The organism is Bacillus cereus group sp. MYBK216-1 (assembly GCF_051916495.1).
Taxonomy (GTDB): domain Bacteria; phylum Bacillota; class Bacilli; order Bacillales; family Bacillaceae_G; genus Bacillus_A; species Bacillus_A thuringiensis_K.
The window spans coordinates 411751-430325 of sequence record NZ_JBQAGT010000005.1; the positions used below are offsets into that span (position 1 = coordinate 411751).

An 18575-nucleotide genomic window follows, 5' to 3' on the forward strand; every position below is an offset into this window, starting at 1 on the left:
CTACAGTGGCTAGAATGTTGGGCGGCTTCACTTCTTCCCGAGAGGCAAAGAGCGCCTCAAGGTCAGAAGCTCCATCCACCTCACATTCTGAGCGAGCCACTTTCGCTTTTTATTAACATTTGTTACAATAGTAAAAATAGAGGAGGGACGTTATATGCCAAAGGGTACAGGTAAGGTTATTGCACAAAATAAAAAAGCATTTCATGATTATTTCATCGAAGAAACATACGAAGCAGGGCTTGTCCTTCAAGGAACGGAAATTAAGTCGATTCGCGCTGGACGCGTAAACTTGAAAGATGCGTTTGCACGTGTACATAATGGTGAAGTATGGGTTCATAATATGCACATTAATACGTATGAACAAGGGAATCGTTTCAACCATGATCCACTTCGTACGAGAAAATTACTTCTTCATAAAAAAGAAATTGATAAGCTAGCGGGTGCTGCGAAAGAAACAGGTTACGCATTAGTTCCACTTAGAATTTATTTGAAAAATGGATTTGCGAAAATGGCACTTGGCTTAGCAAAAGGTAAGAAACAATACGATAAACGTCACGATTTAAAAGAGAAAGAAGCTAAACGTGAAATTGCACGCGCGTTCCGTGATCGCCAAAAGATGTAATACAGATATTTACATTTGTAAAATAGAGCACGTATGTTATAATAACTTATGTAAGATTGTTGCACATTGAAAAACAGCTCTTAGTAGCTATCACGATATTTTCTTCGTATGCTCCATTTTTATCATGGGGACGTTACGGATTCGACAGGGATAGTTCGAGCTTAGGTTGCGAGTCGAGGGGATCGGCCTCGTTAAAACGTCAAAGCCTATAATTGGCAAACAAAACAATCTTTCTTTAGCTGCTTAATTGCACTAAAGGTTCCTCCCTCCATCGTCCATGTGGTAGGGTAAGGGACTCAAACTAAGTGGACTACGCCGGAGTTCGCCGTCTGAGGGCGAAGGAAGAGAACAATCAGACTAGCAACTTGGAAGCCTGTCGATAGGCCGAAGAGTTCGCGAAATGCTAATATATCGACTACACTCGTAGAAGCTTAAGTGCCGATATTTTTGGACGTGGGTTCGACTCCCACCGTCTCCACCAATACATATTTGGTGGTTTTTTTATTTTGTATGATATGAACCATAATTTTGCCAGATTGGCGAGGTTATGGTTCTTTTTGTTTGTGGCAAAGATATGGTTCCTTAAAGTGGGCGTGCATTCGGAAATATAAACTGTGATAAAAGAATTATATAGTAGATCCTATTTTTTTTATTGGTACTTTAACAGATAGTAAAATCTTATAGAGTTCTGAAATGTTTTGTACGGATTGTCTTTCAGTGCTTAAAGTTTTCATTTTTTTAATCTCTCTGTATTGACTAAATGTAAAAATTACTTGTTTTTTTGCTCTTGATAAAGCAACGAAAAAGGCACATGTATCCGCCTGTGTCTGGGTTTTGAAACTCCAGAAAGCATCATCTTCTAGACCAACAAAAATTACTGTATCATATTCTAAACCTTTACTTTTATGAATGGTCATAATAGGAATACTATAATCTCCAAGAAATTCTTTTATAGCTTTATACCAATCCTTAGTTTCAATATAAGCTATTGCTAATTTTAATGAAAATTTTTGGAGTATAGCGGTTAAATATTTATCTTTTTGATAATAAGGAAAATAGCACTTAAAGTTTGAGTCACCTATGAAATCTATAATTCGTCTTAAGACCTTTTCTATATTTAAACATAATGTATCTTTTTCAAAGTTGAATGTATTTATATCTCGTTGTAGTTGTTCAATAAAGACTTGTAATTCTATTTCAAGATTGAAAACTTCATTGTTTTGATTATCCTGTATACCACGAATAGTACTTAAAAGGGAAACAATATTTAGCCAAGCTTTTGAACTTTCAGCGTCTGCTAATATAGAAAAAATATTTAGGAATAAGTGTACACAGTCTTCGCTAAGTAATTCTTGATACTCTTTCTCTATTCTTGCTTGTATATTTTTTTTACTTAGTGCGGATATCAAGGATTTTCCGTAAATCAGCTCTTGTTGTTTTACTAAAATACAAATATCACGAGGTTGTAGACCGTTGGTATTTATCCATGTTGATATTTTTTCTGCTAAATAATCAGCTTCTTTTTGATAATGTTCAAATGCCCAGATTTCACATAATCCTTCTAATTCTCCCCATTTATTTGATACTTTAGCTAGAGAACAATTTTCTGTGATGCGTTGGGCTAACACATTTTGGATTTCCACTAACTTAGGAGCAGATCTATGATTCATTATTAGCTGATTCTGTGTTCCATTAAAATCTTTTATGAAATCAGAAGTAGCATCATTGAGAGCATTTGCCCAGCCCATAATTCGCTGTTTATTGTCCCCTACTGCCGTTAAGATTGTATCTGAATTTAAAAAAGCAGTTTTTAATAAATCATACTGAGTGTTTGTGGTATCTTGGAATTCATCCAAAAATACATGACTATAGGTACACTGTAGTGCCGAAAGTATATAAGGATTCACTCTTAATAAATATTCAGCTAATCTAGATATCATGGGAAAAGTGAGAGAACTTTTTAAATCACCTTTTCCATGAATTAGAAGGGACCACATACTGCTAGAGAGCCAATTATATAAATCGCTTTTCACCTGCACCAAGGGAAGTTTACTATTATGGAGAGCTTTAAATAATTCCTTATTACTGAAAAAGTATTCCCAATTCGGAAAATAAGGATTTTCTTCAGTAATATATGTTTTAGCAATCTCTCCAACTTCTCTTTCGGTGCTAATAATTTCATAATCTCTACTCGGACGATATTCTGTAGGGAGAGCATTTCTAAAACGATCTACTAAGTGTTTTGCAAAAGAATCGAAAGTTTTGGAGTCAAATCTTTGGGATATTTCCTCGCCATACCTTTCTTTTACTCTTGTTTCTAAGTTTTTAGCAGCGTCAACTTTAAAGCTGATTGCTAGAATTTTTCTAGGATATTCACATTTTTTAGTCTGTAATAGATATCCCGCTCGGTGAGCTAATAGCTCAGTTTTTCCGGCTCCTGGTCCAGCAACAATCGCCAGGTTACAATCACTTTTGACAGCTGCTAATGCAGCTTTTTCTAGTTGTATGTCTGTAGCGGGCTTCCAATTATCAGAAAGCAGGATGGAATTCATATGTTTTTACCTCACTGTATTTCTAATATTTGTTTTACACGATTAGTTAAATTTTTTAGTTCAGTAGGACTATTTTCAAGTAACTCTTCTTTCGGTATATTGTTTATTGCATGGATGTGTGTACTTGGTTTTCCACGACCAAGAAATAAGTTATTATACCAAATCATAAGTTCCTTATCTTGTTCAGAGTAAGTATTCCCTTTGGCTTTTTCACTTTTTAACGCACCATGAATAGCAGCTTTTATTTTTTTATTATATTCCTTAGGGTTTGTTTCTTTATTTGGAATACTTGGTCCTCTTGGAGCTGTCTCTTTATAGGCAGTAGGAAACGATTTTAACATAGAAAAATCCAAATCCATTGGTTGAGAAAAGAATATATTGTATTCATCCAATTTATTTATCCATTTATTTAAATAACTAATATTCATTCTTTTTTTGTGTAAGTTTTTTAGTTCGTTTTGTGATAGAATATGACTTCTTCCACCGTATTTAATTTTTAGTACTTCTGTCGAATCATATCCATTTTCAATCAATTGGTTTAGTACATATTTTATTCTTCCCCAAGCGCCGCCTCCACGCTCGCGATCTAAATCTAAAAGTGTGATATGTGGAATATCTAGTTGATTGAGTAATCGCCACATGTGATTTACGTATCGTCCACCTAGGGGCACAATGGAAATCCCAAAGTCATCTGGAAAAATATTATTTGCTTCTAAAATCCCAGGTAGTACAATTTCTTCACTATCTCCTTCTCCTAATATTACGAGTTTCGAGAAGTAGAGCTCTGGATATGCTTTAATAGCTTCCTTTATGTATTTATGTTCTTCAGTTTTTTTAGTTGGTAATTTAATATCATGTACAATGGTATGTCCTTGGTTATTAACCCTAAGGTGTTTAATATATTGTGGTTCAACCCTTTTTACTATTGATGTGCTGTGAGAAGAAACTATAACTTGTGCATTGTCTCTTTTTGAAATATCTTTTAAGTTCTCCATTACACGTCCTAGTAAATGCGGGGCAATATGATTTTCAGGTTCTTCAACAGCTAAAATTCGTAATACTGCTGGTTGATCATCTAAGACTTGATGCTCAATTTCTAATAAAGAAGATACTAGTGATAAATAGAACAGTGAACGTAGACCATCTCCTAGTTTATCGATGGTATATTTTCCACCATGTTCTATAGGAGAAAACTGTATCTCTATTTTTTTTAGGATTGTAGCTAAATTAGTGCTACTAAATTCTATTGAAGCATTTTGATATCTGAAATCTTTATGATATTTTTTCCACTCTTGACCAACTATTTGTTTGATTGTATTAACACCTGGAATATCATTAAATAAATTATCGATAGGTTTCATACAAGATTCAATTTGATCATCGATGTTCTCAGGTCAATGAACATTATTTAAAATACGCCAAAGAATCGTTCCAGATGCATTTTTAAGCTGAGACATAGGTTCTCTAATAGCTGGTACATAAATCATTTGGATCGCTGTTCTATGATGTAAAGGAACGGGAAGTAATGCATCTTTTTCATCCTCTCCTTCTGCCACTGTGACATAATAAAGCTTTTGATCAATATCCCCATCAGGGGTATTACCTTGTATCCAGTTTCCCTGTAACCTTATACGAAGATATGGAGGTTCTTGAGGCCCGTTAATTACCATTTGGTTTAGAAAAGGAGGTATAGTTTTCTTTCCTTCATTTCCAGTTCCTTTTTGTAATTCTGGGAAATCAATTCTTGCTTCGATAATTAAATCTAATTTATCAATCGAATTAATATCTGTATTAGGAGAAACATGAAAATCATTTTTATTTAAAATTCTTTCATGTTGGTTTTGGCCGAAGAGTTTTAATAAGGCTTGAATAAGTGTTGTTTTTCCACTACTGTTGCTACCAATTATAGCTGATAAATTATTTAAGGTTATTTTTGTAGATTTTGGACCAAAAGATCTGAAATTACTTATTGTTAATTTAGTGATTTGCATAAAAACTCCCCAATTCTTATATAATTCGTTAGTAATATTATAATTTAAAAGTAATTTTATTTGTTACAATATGGCTTTTAAATCAAAATTTGCAGATGTTTTTCTTAGTAATTTATTGGATGTATAATTTTTTATGGAAATTAGCCATACTAAAAGCTTGTATAGATATTTAGAAGAACGAGGGTGTAGGTTTTAAGCTCTTAGCACAACTCTATCAATTTATTAGTTTTTGTTTAAATTATCGACATTTAAATGGAAATAAGTGATAATTATTTATATCAAGAATATCGGAGTTGTATAGAGATGGCTAGAAGGTATCCTCAAAAAGATGTAAAATTATTATTTATGCTTTCCGCTGGTATGTGTGCATTTCCAGGTTGTACTACAAGATGTGTTGCAACTGAAACGGAATTTGATGAACCTGCTGTTCTTGGGTTAATTGCTCATATAGAAGCTCATAGTGATGATGGACCAAGAGCAAATCCTAGCTTAACAGTTGAGGAAAGGGATAGTTATAAAAATTGGATTTTATTATGTGGATTTCATCATGACTTAATTGATGCACAAAGTAGGACTTATACCGTGGAAGAAATCCGAAAATGGAAAAGAAATTTGGAGACTAAAATAGATCAACAATTAAGAGAAGCGATGGTTCAAGTGACTTTTAATGAATTAGAACAAGTAACAGAAGCAATAGTGAATAATGATTTTAGACCAGTAAGTACGGAAGATTATAATATTATCCCACCAAAAGATAAAATGAAAAAAAATTCTCTGAATGATATTACTCATCAGTATCTATTAATGGGCATGGTCCAATTCTCAGCAGTAAAAGATTATTTAGAGCGTATAGGGCAACTTATACCTAGTTTTCCCGTTAAATTGGCTAACGGTTTTAAGCAAGAATATATAAGATTGAAAGAGGAAGAGCAATTAGTAGGAGATGATTTGTTTTTAGCTATGATAAATTTTGCTTGTCCTACAGGAGTTGACTTAAAAAGACATGCTGCAGGCATAGCGGTGCTAACATATTTATTTCATATCTGTGAGGTATTTGAAAAATGATAATGCCTACAAAGTATGTAAACTTAAGTAATTCTTTATTAGGCATTGGATCCATGATATTGGTATCTTTAGATAAACCATGCAGTATAAATAATTTATGGATAAACTTTAACTTAGATAAACGTTACATTACTTTTGAGAAATTTGTATATGCTTTAGATTTTTTATTTGTGCTGGGGTTGGTGAAGATTAGAGATAATACTATTGAATGTATTGTTAATAAAGTACATATCAATAAAGCTGGGCATGAGGTAATTGAAATCGATGAACTGCTAAAAAATAAAAATTTAAGCAGTCAAGATTTGATAATACCATACATGTTTCGAATATGTGAGGTTTTGAAAAATGATATTGCCTAATAAATTTATAAAACCAAATGAATCTCTTATAGGAGTTAGCGCTCTTATTATAAGGCTTTTAGATAAACCAATTACTGTAAGTTTTCTTTGGGATAGAGCTAGAAGTAAGGGAATAGTGAAAACATTTAATACCTTTATCTCCGCTTTAGACTTACTATTCATTTTAGGTGTTATAAAAATGGAAGATGGCTTAATAAAGAGGTGTGAATTACATGATAAAAGCAATTTATGCTAATAAAGAATCATTCAAAACAGTAGAGCTAAAGAATGGTTTTAATATAATTCTTGCAGATAAGACTCAAGAGTCTACACAAAAAGATTCAAGAAATGGAGCCGGAAAATCTACCCTTATTGAAATTATCCATTTTTGCTTAGGATCGGAGCCGCGAAAAGGAGAAAGTGTAAGGGTGGATGGATTGTTAGATTGGATATTTTTTATGGATCTAGTAATTGGGAAACACAGTGTTACTGTTAGTAGAAAAGTTGCGGATCCAAAGAAAATTTATCTTACAGGTGAAATTGAGAAGCTCAATATATCGTGTAAGACTGATGAGAAAAATGAAAGTTATGTTTCGGTGAAAGAGTGGAAACTGATTTTAGGGAAATGGATGTTTGGCTTAACGCCTGAAGAGCAAGAAGTAAAATATAGCCCAAGTTTTCGAGGGTTAATTTCTTATTTCGTTAGAAGAAAAAAAGGAGCTTTTTTAAACCCATTTGCTTATTTTCCTCAACAAAGAGAATGGGATATTCAAACTAGTAATTCATTTTTATTAGATTTAAATTGGGAGTTTGCAAGGGAATGGCAAACAATAAAAGATCAGGAGAAAACTTTAGACCAATTAAAACAAGCGTCTAATTTTGGATTAGTTAGTGGGGTACTTGGTGGATCGATTGGAGAATTAGAAGCACAAAAAGTAAGATTAGAATCTCAAGCAAGAGAGTTTAAGGAGCAATTAGACAGTTTTAAAGTACATCCTAGATATAAAGAAATGGAACGAAAAGCGAATACTTTGACTCAGTCTCTTCATAAGGATACAAATGATAATATTTCAGACCAAAAATTAATTTCATTTTACGAGCAGAACTTGAATGAAGAAGAGATTAATCATAGGAATGTAATTTTGAATATTTTTGAAGAGGCACAAATCCACTTTCCAGAGTTAATAAAAAATAAAATAGAACAAGTTGAAGAATTTCATCAGCAAGTAGTAAAAAACCGTAAAGAATTTTTAAGGTTAGAAATAGAAAGATTGAGAAAAAATATAATTGATAGGGATGAAAGAATAAAGGGGAATTCAGAAAAAAGAGCGGAATATCTACAAATTTTAAGTGATTATGGTGCGTTAGAAGAACATACAAATTTACAACAACAATATCTAGAGCAAGTATCAAAAATTAAAGGAATTGATAATGCAATTGATAATTTGAAAAGGTTTGAGAAAGGGAAAAGTTCTTTAAAAATTGAAAAGGAAGTGCTTCAACAAGAAGCAAGAAATGATTATTTTGAAAGACTTTCCCAAAGAACAAAAGCAATTGAACTTTTTAATTCAAATTCGCAAGCCTTGTATTCAGAACCAGGTGAATTATTGATTGATATTACAAACTCAGGTTTTAAATTTAATGTTCATATCAATAAATCTGGCAGTGAAGGTATCGAACACATGAAAGTTTTTTGCTATGATTTAATGATTTCACAATTGTGGAGTGAAAAATTATATTCACCAGGCTTCTTAATCCACGATAGTAGTATTTTTGACCCTGTTGATGAAAGACAGGTAATGTCAGCTCTTACCCTTGCTAAAAAGGAATCAAAAGATAAAGGATTTCAATATCTATGCCTTTTAAATTCTGATAAGGTTCACATGGATGAAGAATTTAAATCGGATATAAGATTACGTTTAACAGATAACTCGGATGAAGGAGGATTATTAGGAGTAAGAATATTAAATCAAAAATAAAAAACATAACATTTATGATTATTAAGTGATAAAAAATATACAAACAAGCATTCTTTCGTAAATTATGATGAAAGAATGCTTGTTTTTTCATGTGTTAGAAAAGGTTTAGACAGTTCTAAAATTTAAAGGACTACGGTGGAGATTTATATTCTAAATAAAAAGGAAACAAAAGCTGTATAGGCAGGTATTTAATCAGAATGTATCCGATTATCTAGGCTGTAAAATTAAGTTTAATCAAAAATGTTCGAAATACCCATATTTAACGGAAAAAGAGAAGAATCCACTATGAAAAAAGATTAATCAAACTGAATTCCTTTCACTGCTTCTGTAAAAAAGCGGGTATAGACTGAATTCCTTTCACTGCTTCTGTAAAAAAAGCGGGTATAGACATGATTCTTTTCGCTGCTTCTGTGTTATTCAATAGCTATTTTTTGATGCAGCATAGACCTTTACATATAGGTTGGCACCAACATTACGCAGATTCTGTCCGCTAAAGTCTTTATTCTTGATTTAATCAAATTAACCCGAGAACCGTTGTTTAAGAAATCTTCATAGCGTACGGTACAACGTATTTAATTAATTGGATAATTTCTTAGCTTAAGAATATCGCTTTTTGTTGGCTAGTCCCCAAAAATATTATTGAAAATGAGGAGTGAACTGCAATGGAATTAAATTTGGTAAGTTTATATGCTGCAGATCTGTATGAAATAAAGTGTGAAACAGAAATAGAAGATGCGGATTGTCAAGAAATCGAGTATGCCTTGGATTATACGGAAGACTCAACCGTTAAAATATGTCTATTAAATTTAGTGAAACTTGTTAAAGAATATGAAATGACTGTTGAAAATTCACAGTATTTTAATAACGTAATGCTGAATGCTTATATTGGTCAAAGCATCGCTTACATTATGAAACAATATACACCTGTTAATTGGGATAATGTAGATTTAAGAATATATTTTAAGCATATAGATGTTGATCGACATGAACTAGCAATATTAATTGAGGATTTTGCAAACATACTTAGATAGTTTTAATTAAAAACTCAATATGTGGCAGCATATACAATCTAAAAAATGTACATCCTGCCACATATTGTGAATGGAATAGTCCTATACTGTTTTAATATGAGGAGGAATAATGATGGATATTAATAATTTAACATTAAAATTGAAACAACGTATTTTAACTGATTTCGCCAATAAAAAAAATAGCGACTGGAAAACACCAGATAACGAATTTATAGATTTTTGTACTCATTTGGAAAGTGGTATAATGCAAGAATTTATAATAGATAAAGATGTCATTGGTATTATAAGAAAAATAATTGATAAAGGACCAGGGATAATATCAGATAAGGAATGGCATATTTTTTCAAAATGTTTTCATGATAGTTATTACATCGAGAATTGTAGAGATTGCCAAGGAGAGATTAGATGGAATGAAATGGACAAGGCTATAGATGAAGGTGATTATTATTGCGTGAATTGTAGAATCGGCAATGAGCGCAGAAAATAGAAATGAAGATAAATGAGTTAAGTTGTGTAAGTACAAAGTAATTTTCATAGACGGCGGTAAGGATTCTTAACGTTGTGGATGTGGATTAGATTACCCAGATGAGGAACACCTATAGAAGATTATATAGACTTCAACTATTCAGTTTATGAAAGCAACTAAAATAATGAAAAAGGACCTACTAAAATAGTAGATCCTTTTTCTAAGATGACAAAGAGTAACCAATAAACTGTTGCTTTGAAATAAACTTTGATTAAAAGTATCAAGAGAACCTACATTTTACGTGAAAGAAAAAGAATCCAAAGGAAGCTATACCGTTTGCAAAAAGGTTGAAGTGTTTTATTCTTTTTCCTTTTCAATTAAAGAATTCTAAGGATTTTTAATCAAACTTTTTTATAAAAGGTTCTGCTAATGTTGGATGTTGATTTTTTAAGGTAACAGGCGAATAATTAAGAAAATTGAATTTAATAAGTTACTATAATTTACATTTGGAGTAAAATAAGAATTGTTGAAACTAGGGTCCACTTATGTTTAGAACCAGAAATTAAAGAATAAGAAAATGGAGGGATGGTTTATGAAAGGTGATAACACAGGTACATTAGCGGATTTGAGTTTTATGGTTCAGGGGAATATAAGTTTATTATGGATACAAGAATGTTTTAAACCAGATAATCAAGATAGGAAATTGAAAGATGTATTAAGTGAATTTATAACTATAAATGATAACATTAATTTATATAATAACCCTGGCATGTTACTCATGGCATCTTATTTATTTTTTGTGTATGCAAAAGAAAAAGATTTTATTGGTCGAGATTACTCGTTTGCTGACACTTCAAAGTTCGAAGTACTCGAATGCGAAAAGGAAAAACGTGACAGTAACTATATTTGTAGAAGGATAAGAAACGCTTTAGCACATTCGAGAGTTCATATCGGTGAAAATGGATTAATAACTTTTGAAGACTTTAAACCCGAAGGTACTAAAAGACTAGATTATTTTAAGTGTACAATTTCGTATACTGACTTTGGAAATTTCATTAGTGCTTTTTATCATGGCGTTAAAGATCGTTACTTCAGCAATAGAGTTTAATGCAAAAGAATAGCAACTTAGCTAACGGGACTCGGTAGTTCAATAAAATACATAACCACAATGTGGGGTTTATTTTTGTCAAAGTCAACAACCAGCTTTAACAGAGCCTTATAAAAAATAATTCCTCCACAAAATTATACCCATCCATCTCGATCAACTTTTCTTCAAAATGGATGGGTTTCTTCTATTAAAGTGTCATATCATGAGCATGATTGGCGAGTGCAATCGACAGGTGATAAAGATATTTCAAGAAGTTTTCTTGTAAAAGAAGGTGACGAAAGTTATATTTTGCCTTTGATTGAAGTAGTGAGAAGTATATTAGCTCCTAATCGATTTTTACTTTATCATCTTTTTGAAGCAAATTCATTTCCACAGTATTTTATTGAAAGATATGACTTGAATAAAATGCATCTAGATTTTTCATCTCTTTATCACATCAAATATACAAAATAGTTTTTTATCAGATTGCTTGGCTGCTAACGAATCGTGATTTAAGAGCATTTTATGAAAATATAGTTTATACATTTAATCGAGAAGGTAGTTTGAAGTTTGTGTGGTCTTTTACACAATCGTTTACGATTAGAGCTATAGTAAAATCTAATATTAATGGTGGTACGGTGCTGCGAGTAACAAGCGTGAAAAATAAGTATATACTATATAGTGAGATTATATTTGAACATCCGGAGATAGCGCAATCTACTAAAGTAAATGAGCCAAAGCAATATACCTTGCAAAACAAAAAAAATTTAGTTAATGAACAAGAAGATATCATTTTAGATGAAGAAGTTAGTGGTACTACAGATAACTTTGATGTTATTGAAATGAACAATAAAATACATGAATATACCAGATTATCTAAAATCAAGAAATTACGAATGAACACGAATAAAAAACGTTATTTTGAAGATGCAAATACGAGAAAGATATTTATTGATAGCGAAAGTAAACAATCTACTGTTGATGTGGGTGGTAATCAGGTTAACAGGGGATTAGAGCAATAATCATTAATTGATGTCCAAATTGATGGCAAGTTAGTCGAGTTTATAAAAGTAATGCGAGTGCTACAGAATTTTCCTGAAGTACAGTCAATCAATATTATTCAAGAGAGTTTAAAGTGATTTTCCGATACGAAGCGTTTTGTTTATTTGAGCGATGGCGTGACTGAGAGAAGGCATGTTATTACTTAGATAATCTTGTTTTTGGATAGATAATTAAAGTGATTGAGGTTGAGAGAGAAGCAAAAGCTATATCAACTTTTATATATATTTGTGAGGATAAAAAGAATGTTGCCAACTTTTTAAAACAAATAATGTCTAACTTAATTTATACTAATAGTGTATGGTATAAAAAAGCGTTAAATAATATGAATTTTTTTACTCTAAGACATGGTAAGGAAAATATTACACATAGGGCCAAATTAATTCTGTCTAAAATTAATCAGTCTAGGTAAGCATAGAGTATATAATTTAAAGTATTTAAAGAAAGTAGAGGATTCTATGACGAATAAAATAACCTCAATGGAAGTAGTTTCATTTAGAGGGATTCAAAATTTAAAAGTTGAAAATTTAGGTGGTATCAATATAGTAACGGGGAATAATAATTCAGGAAAAACTTCTTTTTTAGAAGCTATGATGATGCTTTCTGTTCCAGAATCTTTACTTAATATTATCAGAGTAGCCAGATTAAGGGAGTCAGGGAAATTATATATGCCAATGTTAAGGAACCGATTATTAAGTTTCCAAGTGTTTTCTTATTTATTTAATAAAAAAAGTGAAGGGTTAAATTTGTTGATTAATGGAAATTACGGATCTTCTCGTATAACTTTAAGTATAGAAGGTGAATTCCAAAAATTGTTATTAGATGAATTCATGATTAAGGATTTATTATCTAACTCGCGATATAGTAAATCACGATATAAAGAAATCGAATCCTTAGATGAAGAAGTTGAAACCTTTATTGGAAAGCACTCTTATTCTGTAAATGACATTATTGACGAGAAAAAGGAATTATTTTTTAATAAATATATTTTAGATGAAATTTTAAGAAATAATAGACGTATCCATAATAATTTTAAATATAATTTTATTTCTTCAATAGACCACATTATAAAAGACTTTATAAATGTAATTATTAAGAACATAGATTTTAAAAAAGAAGTTATTGAGATATTAAATATTTTTGACGAAGATATAGAAGATTTAGTGATAGTCGAGGATGACGATCGTTATATTCACTGTATTGTAAGTAAAAATAATGGATTGATGCCTTTAAGTATTTATGGAGATGGTATTAAAAAAGTGATTGCATTGGCATCAGGAATAATATCTTCGAAAAATGGAATCCTTTTAGTTGATGAAATTGAAACATCTATTCATAAGAAAATAATGCCTCGTGTTTTTCATTGGTTAATTGAATCATGTAGAAAGTTTTCTGTTCAACTATTTTTAACAACACATAGTTTAGAAGTTGTTGATGAGATACTAAATGCTAATCCCTCAGCTATAGAAAAAGATGTTTTAAGATTGGTTACTTTGAAGAAAAATGAAACAAGAACAATAGCTAGGGTATTAACAGGGGAAGAAGCTATAAAGTTAAGAAATAATTTTGATATGGAGTTACGGGGATGAGAAACTTACTTATTTGTGAAGGAAGTACAGATTTACTTCTTATTCAATATTTCTTAGAAAAAACTACAAGCTGGGAATACGTAGAGAAAAATATGTATGACCAATTTGAATTAACTAGGTTTGGAAATAAAGCTTTGTATAAGTGGTTTAGAAAGAAAGAAGAAGAAACTTATTTATGTATTTATGCAGCTAAAGGATGTACGAATATACCGAATGTCTTGAGAGAAATGTGGTTCATAAATTTAAATGAAATGGAAAAAGAGAAGTTATTCGGGAAAATAATCATACTTACGGATAATGATGAAATAGATACACAAGAAACATTTCTAGATAATATCACTCAAGTTCTAACGGAGGGAAATTGTGAATGTAATGCATTTTCTATTAATAATTGGAATGAAGTTCGCTACAATTGGTTTGTAGAAAGTGTAAATATAGAATTGTTACCTCTAATAATTCCTTTTGAGACTACGGGAGCTATTGAAGACTTTCTATTGAATGCTTTGAAAAAAAAATCAGAACTAGAAGATCCAGATAAGTTAATTAGCAAGATAGTAGATGAATGTTGTAATTTTATAAATAGTTTAAATGGTGGAGAGCGTTATCTAAGTAAAAGACGTGAACGTACTAAGGCTAGGTTCACATCTGTATTTGTTGTATTAACTCCTACAGATGCATTTGCAGAAAGAAAAAATTTATTACAGTCTGTTCCTTGGGAAGAATACCAAGAAGTCCAGATAGCATTTAAAGAATTAAGCAAAATTTAATCAATCTTTTTTACAAAAATAGTAGCTATACTAAATTTGAGCCCACGTATTCTGATTAATCTTTGTTAAAGATGCGTGGGTTTCTTCTATAATATAAATTCAACATTTGCAGCCTACTTTCAATCAAACTTTATTCCAAACCAACAATCATTGCACTAGTTTACATAAAGAGATAAGTGTCCATATTTGTAATAGGATATAAAAAAGTGTGGTGTTAAAAGTGAAAAATAACTATCCGCATAGGAGTCAGTTGTATAGTTTAAAACCCATTAGCATAGGGGGCCGTATATTGAGTCTTTAACAAGTTACTTGATTAGGCTATCAGAAGCACATAAGGTTTATCCCTCATTATTAATCTCTTACGTTATTGCTCCAATATTGAATAAAGAATTTCTTACCCATAGTACAGCTAGAGGTGGAAATAGATTTTATGATGGTGCAAAGACAATGAATGGTTTTGGAACCAATGCGCTAGATATGGTAGATGCTTTAGAGAAAATAACGAAGGTACAGCAATTAGATATATTGACGTTAGCATCTATAAAAGAAGTAGTACCATTACGTTATTTATTAAAACATTATCTATCATGGTGTTCAGTATGCTACGAAGAACAACTTAATACTGGGTATGCCATTTATAATCCTCTGTTGTGGAGCCTTGAAATGGTTAATACATGTTCAAAGCATAAGTGTAAGTTAGAAATTGAGTGTTTTTTATGTCATAAAAGGATTCCGATTTTACACAGGAAAAGTCAAAATGGATATTGTCCTTATTGCAACAATTGGCTTGGAAGAGCAACAAATTCTAATAAACATTCAGACGGAAATGATTTTGATTACAAAACAACTTTAATGGCAGAACAAATTATAAAGCATAAAGAACAAATCAAAACTTTAGCGAGTAAGCAACAATTCATTAGAAACTTAAATCCTCTTGTTGATATTTATACAGAGGGAAATATGCAGGAGTTTGCAAGAAACTTAAATTTAGCAAAGACAACTCTGTGGGATTGGTGTAATGGGAGTTTTATTCTTCCACTGTCTAGGGTGTTGGAAATATGTCACTTATTTAATATTTCACCAGTTAATTTTTATATCGAAGATATAAGTGTAAATAAAGAGCAAATAGTTTTCAATGCAGGGGCTTATTCGAAAGATACTAAAAAAAGAGAAATAAAATTTGATTATGATACAGCTTTATCTATACTCCAAAAATATGCTCACCACTTAGATTCCACTGTATCAATGAATGTACTAGCTAAACAGTTAGGGTATTCCAAAAGAACGCTTTATAAACACTTCCCGAATTTGTGTAAAGCCCCAGCAAAGAATGCAGACATTATTAAATTAGAAGTAATGGGTGTATCATATAAATATTCTAATGAATAAGCTAGTAATTTTGAATATCCTATGCAGCTAATGGTTATTTTATTTGCTGTTTTTTGAGATTCATGGCCAGCTTATGGGTTAATAATTAACTCACAGCCAATTTATGCTTCCAATCCTGTTGAATAATTAGATAATCATCTGCAAAAATAAGTGTTTTCTGACCAACTTATAGGTAAAGTCACATGTATGATATGAACCATAACTTTGCCAGGTTGGCGAGGTTATGGTTCTTTTTGTTTGTGGTTTTATAGAATGCTGAAGTTGATGGGACGATATCCCTGAAATAGAAAATGAAGAAATGGTTATTGACGATAAGCAGGTAGATAATATAGCTGCTAGTAAACGCCCAATTGTTGAGTTCTTATTATTTTTTCACTTTATTCGAATCTTCATATGTTTTGTGTTTTTATCCATACCTATTGTAAGATTATATAGAGTTCTCCTAATAAACTGTTTTAATGGATTATTTAGGGGGTTTAAATTTATAAATCTTAAATTATTTTTTGGGATAATTTTTTATCTAACTAAGTTATATTGAAGTAGAGGTGAACCATCGGTGAAGCAGGTTTTAGTAATTAAGAATGAACGGTCTTTAGCGAAGAAAATCGTAAGCGGTCTAACGCAAGAAGGCTATTTCATTTTAAAACTTCACAATGAAAACGAAGGTTTAAATATAATATATGAACAAGATTGGGATATTATCATATTGGATTGGGATTCATTAAGTATATCCGGACCAGAAATTTGTAGACAAATACGATTAGTTAAAACGACACCGATCATTATTGTGACCGACAATGTTTCTAGCAAGGATTGCGTAGCAGGGTTACAAGCAGGAGCAGATGATTATATCAGAAAACCATTTGTGAAAGAAGAATTAGTAGCAAGAGTTCAAGCAATTTTAAGGAGAAGTGATTGTAACCAGCAAAAGGAGATAAACTTTTTTCAGTTTAAAGATCTCTTTGTTGATGCATCTAGCAATATTGTGAAAAAAGGTGGCGAAAACCTGTCGCTTACTAAGCGAGAGTACGATTTACTTGTATTTTTAATCAAGAATAAAAACACAATATTGAGCCGTGAAATGCTTTTGAATCAAGTATGGGGATATAACGTAGTAGTAAATCCAAATGTAGTAGACTTATATATTGGGTATGTAAGAAAAAAGTTAAAGTGCGAGAAGAAAGACAGATATATTCAAACGATACATGGCAGAGGCTATTCAATGATTGACTGATAAAAATAAGATAATAAAAAATGAGTAAAATTATTTCATTCGGTTTTACTCATTTTTTATTAAATATGATAATCAAATAGTTTCTTAGAAGTATTAAAAGACGTGAAAAAATGGATTATGAAAATATTAGCTATTAATGAGCGTATTTTGTAGAGGAAATCATAGCTAATCAACACGCCTGACGTCACATATTACTTTTTATGCCTGATTTTATGAATTCACACCATTCACAAGATTTTCACAGAATTAAAGACTATACTAATTAACAGGATGTTCAAATGAAAATGATTATCAATAGCGATTCAATTGAATAAAAGTTACTTTCTAATTCAATCTATGGATGTCATCATTTTCGAAATAAATTACACTATAAGGAGTATACATATGAAAAAATCTATGCTTTTAAAATTAGTGAGTATTCTAGCAATTTTTACTTTAATGTTAGTAGCTTGCTCAAATCCAAGTAATGATACTAAAGAGTCAAAAGCTAATAAAGATAATAGTAGTGATAAGCCAAAAACGGTTGAAATCACTGATGCTCATGGAACTGTTAAAGTCCCTGTAAACCCAAAGAATGTAGTTGCTTTGGATAACAGAACTTTTGAAACTTTATCTGATTGGGGAATTAAATTAGCGGCTGCTCCAAAGGATATCATGCCTGCTGATTCAGCATATAAAAAGGATGAAAAAGTTCAAAATATTGGGAATCACCGTGAACCAAATCTAGAAATTATTGCAGCGGCAAATCCTGAACTTGTAATCGTTGGTCAAAGATTTGCTGACCATTACGAAGAAATCAAAAAATTAGTGCCAAATGCAGCTGTTATTGATCTTAATTTTGATGTTTCTGAGAAATCTACTACGCCTGGAAAAAATTTAGTAGATGGACTTAAAAATTCTACAACTACTCTAGGAAAAATCTTTGATAAAGATAAAGAAGCTAAACAATTAGTAGCTGATTTTGATAAATCTATTGAAAAAGCAAAATCTGCTTATAACGGAAAAGATAAAGTTATGAGTGTTATCGTTACTGGTGGTAATATTGGTTTTGCTGCGCCGCACTCTGGTCGTGTTTGGGGACCAATGTATGACATTTTCGGTTGGACTCCAGCGTTAGAAGTTTCAAATTCTACTGCAGGTCATAAAGGTGATGACGTTTCTGTTGAAGCTATTGCACAAACAAATCCTGATTGGCTTTTCGTATTAGATCGTGATGCTGCAACATCTGATGCAGCTAAGTCAACACCTGCTAAGGATGTTATTTCTAAATCACCAGCTCTTCAAAACACAACTGCTGTTTCTAAAAAACAAGTTGTTTATGCACCAGAAGATACTTACACAAATGAATCAATTCAGACTTATGTAGAGTTATTTGGAAATCTTGCAAAAACTTTAGCTAAGTAGTG

Annotated in this window: 18 protein-coding genes and 1 other RNA gene; 16 read left to right on the plus strand and 3 right to left on the minus strand. The window is 31.4% G+C overall.

All coding sequences use genetic code 11. From position 1 onward, the window contains the following. The first annotated feature begins 154 nt into the window (after positions 1-154). Positions 155-622 carry an SsrA-binding protein gene (gene smpB, locus ACTFRH_RS20270; RefSeq protein WP_001123919.1) on the plus strand — a complete coding sequence of 156 codons (468 nt, stop codon included), beginning with the start codon at positions 155-157 and terminating at the stop codon, positions 620-622. Between the two features lie 126 nt (positions 623-748). After that, positions 749-1103, plus strand: a transfer-messenger RNA (tmRNA) gene (gene ssrA, locus ACTFRH_RS20275). A 145-nt stretch (positions 1104-1248) separates the two neighbouring features. On the opposite strand, the gene ACTFRH_RS20280 is transcribed toward ssrA, so the two are convergent. From ACTFRH_RS20280 to ACTFRH_RS20290, 3 genes are read right to left on the minus strand one after another with little or no spacing between them, the layout of a single operon-like run. Then, a complete protein-coding gene (locus ACTFRH_RS20280) occupies positions 1249-3174 on the minus strand; it encodes a UvrD-helicase domain-containing protein (RefSeq protein ID WP_001084692.1) in 1926 nt (641 codons plus the stop codon). An 11-nt stretch (positions 3175-3185) separates the two neighbouring features. Further along, positions 3186-4535 (minus strand): ATP-dependent nuclease, encoded by a 1350-nt coding sequence (locus tag ACTFRH_RS20285; RefSeq protein ID WP_000802367.1) that lies wholly within the window; start codon positions 4533-4535, stop codon positions 3186-3188. Between the two features lie 33 nt (positions 4536-4568). Next, positions 4569-5165: an AAA family ATPase gene (locus ACTFRH_RS20290; protein ID WP_001167484.1), complete on the minus strand. Its 597-nt coding sequence runs from the start codon at positions 5163-5165 to the stop codon at positions 4569-4571. Between the two features lie 303 nt (positions 5166-5468). On the opposite strand from ACTFRH_RS20290, the gene ACTFRH_RS20295 reads away from it, so the two are divergent. From ACTFRH_RS20295 to ACTFRH_RS20360, 14 genes are all read left to right on the plus strand, one after another. Further along, complete coding sequence (locus tag ACTFRH_RS20295; protein WP_000124069.1) at positions 5469-6230, plus strand: HNH endonuclease; 762 nt, start codon at positions 5469-5471, stop codon at positions 6228-6230. Then, on the plus strand, positions 6227-6589 hold the full coding sequence (locus ACTFRH_RS20300) for an ABC-three component system middle component 6 (protein ID WP_000605829.1): 363 nt from the start codon (positions 6227-6229) through the stop codon (positions 6587-6589). The genes ACTFRH_RS20295 and ACTFRH_RS20300 overlap by 4 nt, the downstream gene beginning before the upstream one ends. Beyond that, positions 6576-6824, plus strand: coding sequence for an ABC-three component system middle component 6 (locus ACTFRH_RS20305; protein WP_000602839.1), 249 nt, complete (start codon positions 6576-6578; stop codon positions 6822-6824). Before ACTFRH_RS20300 ends, ACTFRH_RS20305 begins: the two co-directional genes overlap by 14 nt. Beyond that, positions 6802-8547, plus strand: coding sequence for a DUF2326 domain-containing protein (locus tag ACTFRH_RS20310; protein ID WP_000588271.1), 1746 nt, complete (start codon positions 6802-6804; stop codon positions 8545-8547). The genes ACTFRH_RS20305 and ACTFRH_RS20310 overlap by 23 nt, the downstream gene beginning before the upstream one ends. 662 nt (positions 8548-9209) lie before the next feature. Beyond that, positions 9210-9578: a hypothetical protein gene (locus tag ACTFRH_RS20315; protein ID WP_000422444.1), complete on the plus strand. Its 369-nt coding sequence runs from the start codon at positions 9210-9212 to the stop codon at positions 9576-9578. A 112-nt stretch (positions 9579-9690) separates the two neighbouring features. Further along, positions 9691-10065 (plus strand): hypothetical protein, encoded by a 375-nt coding sequence (locus ACTFRH_RS20320; RefSeq protein WP_000354059.1) that lies wholly within the window; start codon positions 9691-9693, stop codon positions 10063-10065. Between the two features lie 571 nt (positions 10066-10636). Then, on the plus strand, positions 10637-11152 hold the full coding sequence (locus tag ACTFRH_RS20325) for a hypothetical protein (RefSeq protein WP_000675493.1): 516 nt from the start codon (positions 10637-10639) through the stop codon (positions 11150-11152). A 192-nt stretch (positions 11153-11344) separates the two neighbouring features. After that, positions 11345-11605, plus strand: a complete 261-nt coding sequence (locus ACTFRH_RS20330) for a hypothetical protein (RefSeq protein WP_050426814.1) — start codon at positions 11345-11347, stop codon at positions 11603-11605. An 89-nt stretch (positions 11606-11694) separates the two neighbouring features. Continuing rightward, positions 11695-12153 carry a hypothetical protein gene (locus tag ACTFRH_RS20335; protein WP_050426815.1) on the plus strand — a complete coding sequence of 153 codons (459 nt, stop codon included), beginning with the start codon at positions 11695-11697 and terminating at the stop codon, positions 12151-12153. Between the two features lie 516 nt (positions 12154-12669). Next, entirely contained in the window at positions 12670-13779 is a 1110-nt protein-coding gene (locus ACTFRH_RS20340; protein WP_003303218.1) for an AAA family ATPase, read from the plus strand. Continuing rightward, positions 13776-14546 (plus strand): DUF3226 domain-containing protein, encoded by a 771-nt coding sequence (locus ACTFRH_RS20345; protein ID WP_001245148.1) that lies wholly within the window; start codon positions 13776-13778, stop codon positions 14544-14546. Before ACTFRH_RS20340 ends, ACTFRH_RS20345 begins: the two co-directional genes overlap by 4 nt. 309 nt (positions 14547-14855) lie before the next feature. Further along, on the plus strand, positions 14856-15935 hold the full coding sequence (locus ACTFRH_RS20350) for a TniQ family protein (protein WP_003303222.1): 1080 nt from the start codon (positions 14856-14858) through the stop codon (positions 15933-15935). 556 nt (positions 15936-16491) lie between these two features. Then, on the plus strand, positions 16492-17169 hold the full coding sequence (locus ACTFRH_RS20355; RefSeq protein ID WP_000815806.1) for a response regulator transcription factor: 678 nt from the start codon (positions 16492-16494) through the stop codon (positions 17167-17169). Between the two features lie 384 nt (positions 17170-17553). Continuing rightward, positions 17554-18573, plus strand: a complete 1020-nt coding sequence (locus tag ACTFRH_RS20360; protein ID WP_000749442.1) for a siderophore ABC transporter substrate-binding protein — start codon at positions 17554-17556, stop codon at positions 18571-18573. Positions 18574-18575 lie beyond the last annotated feature (2 nt).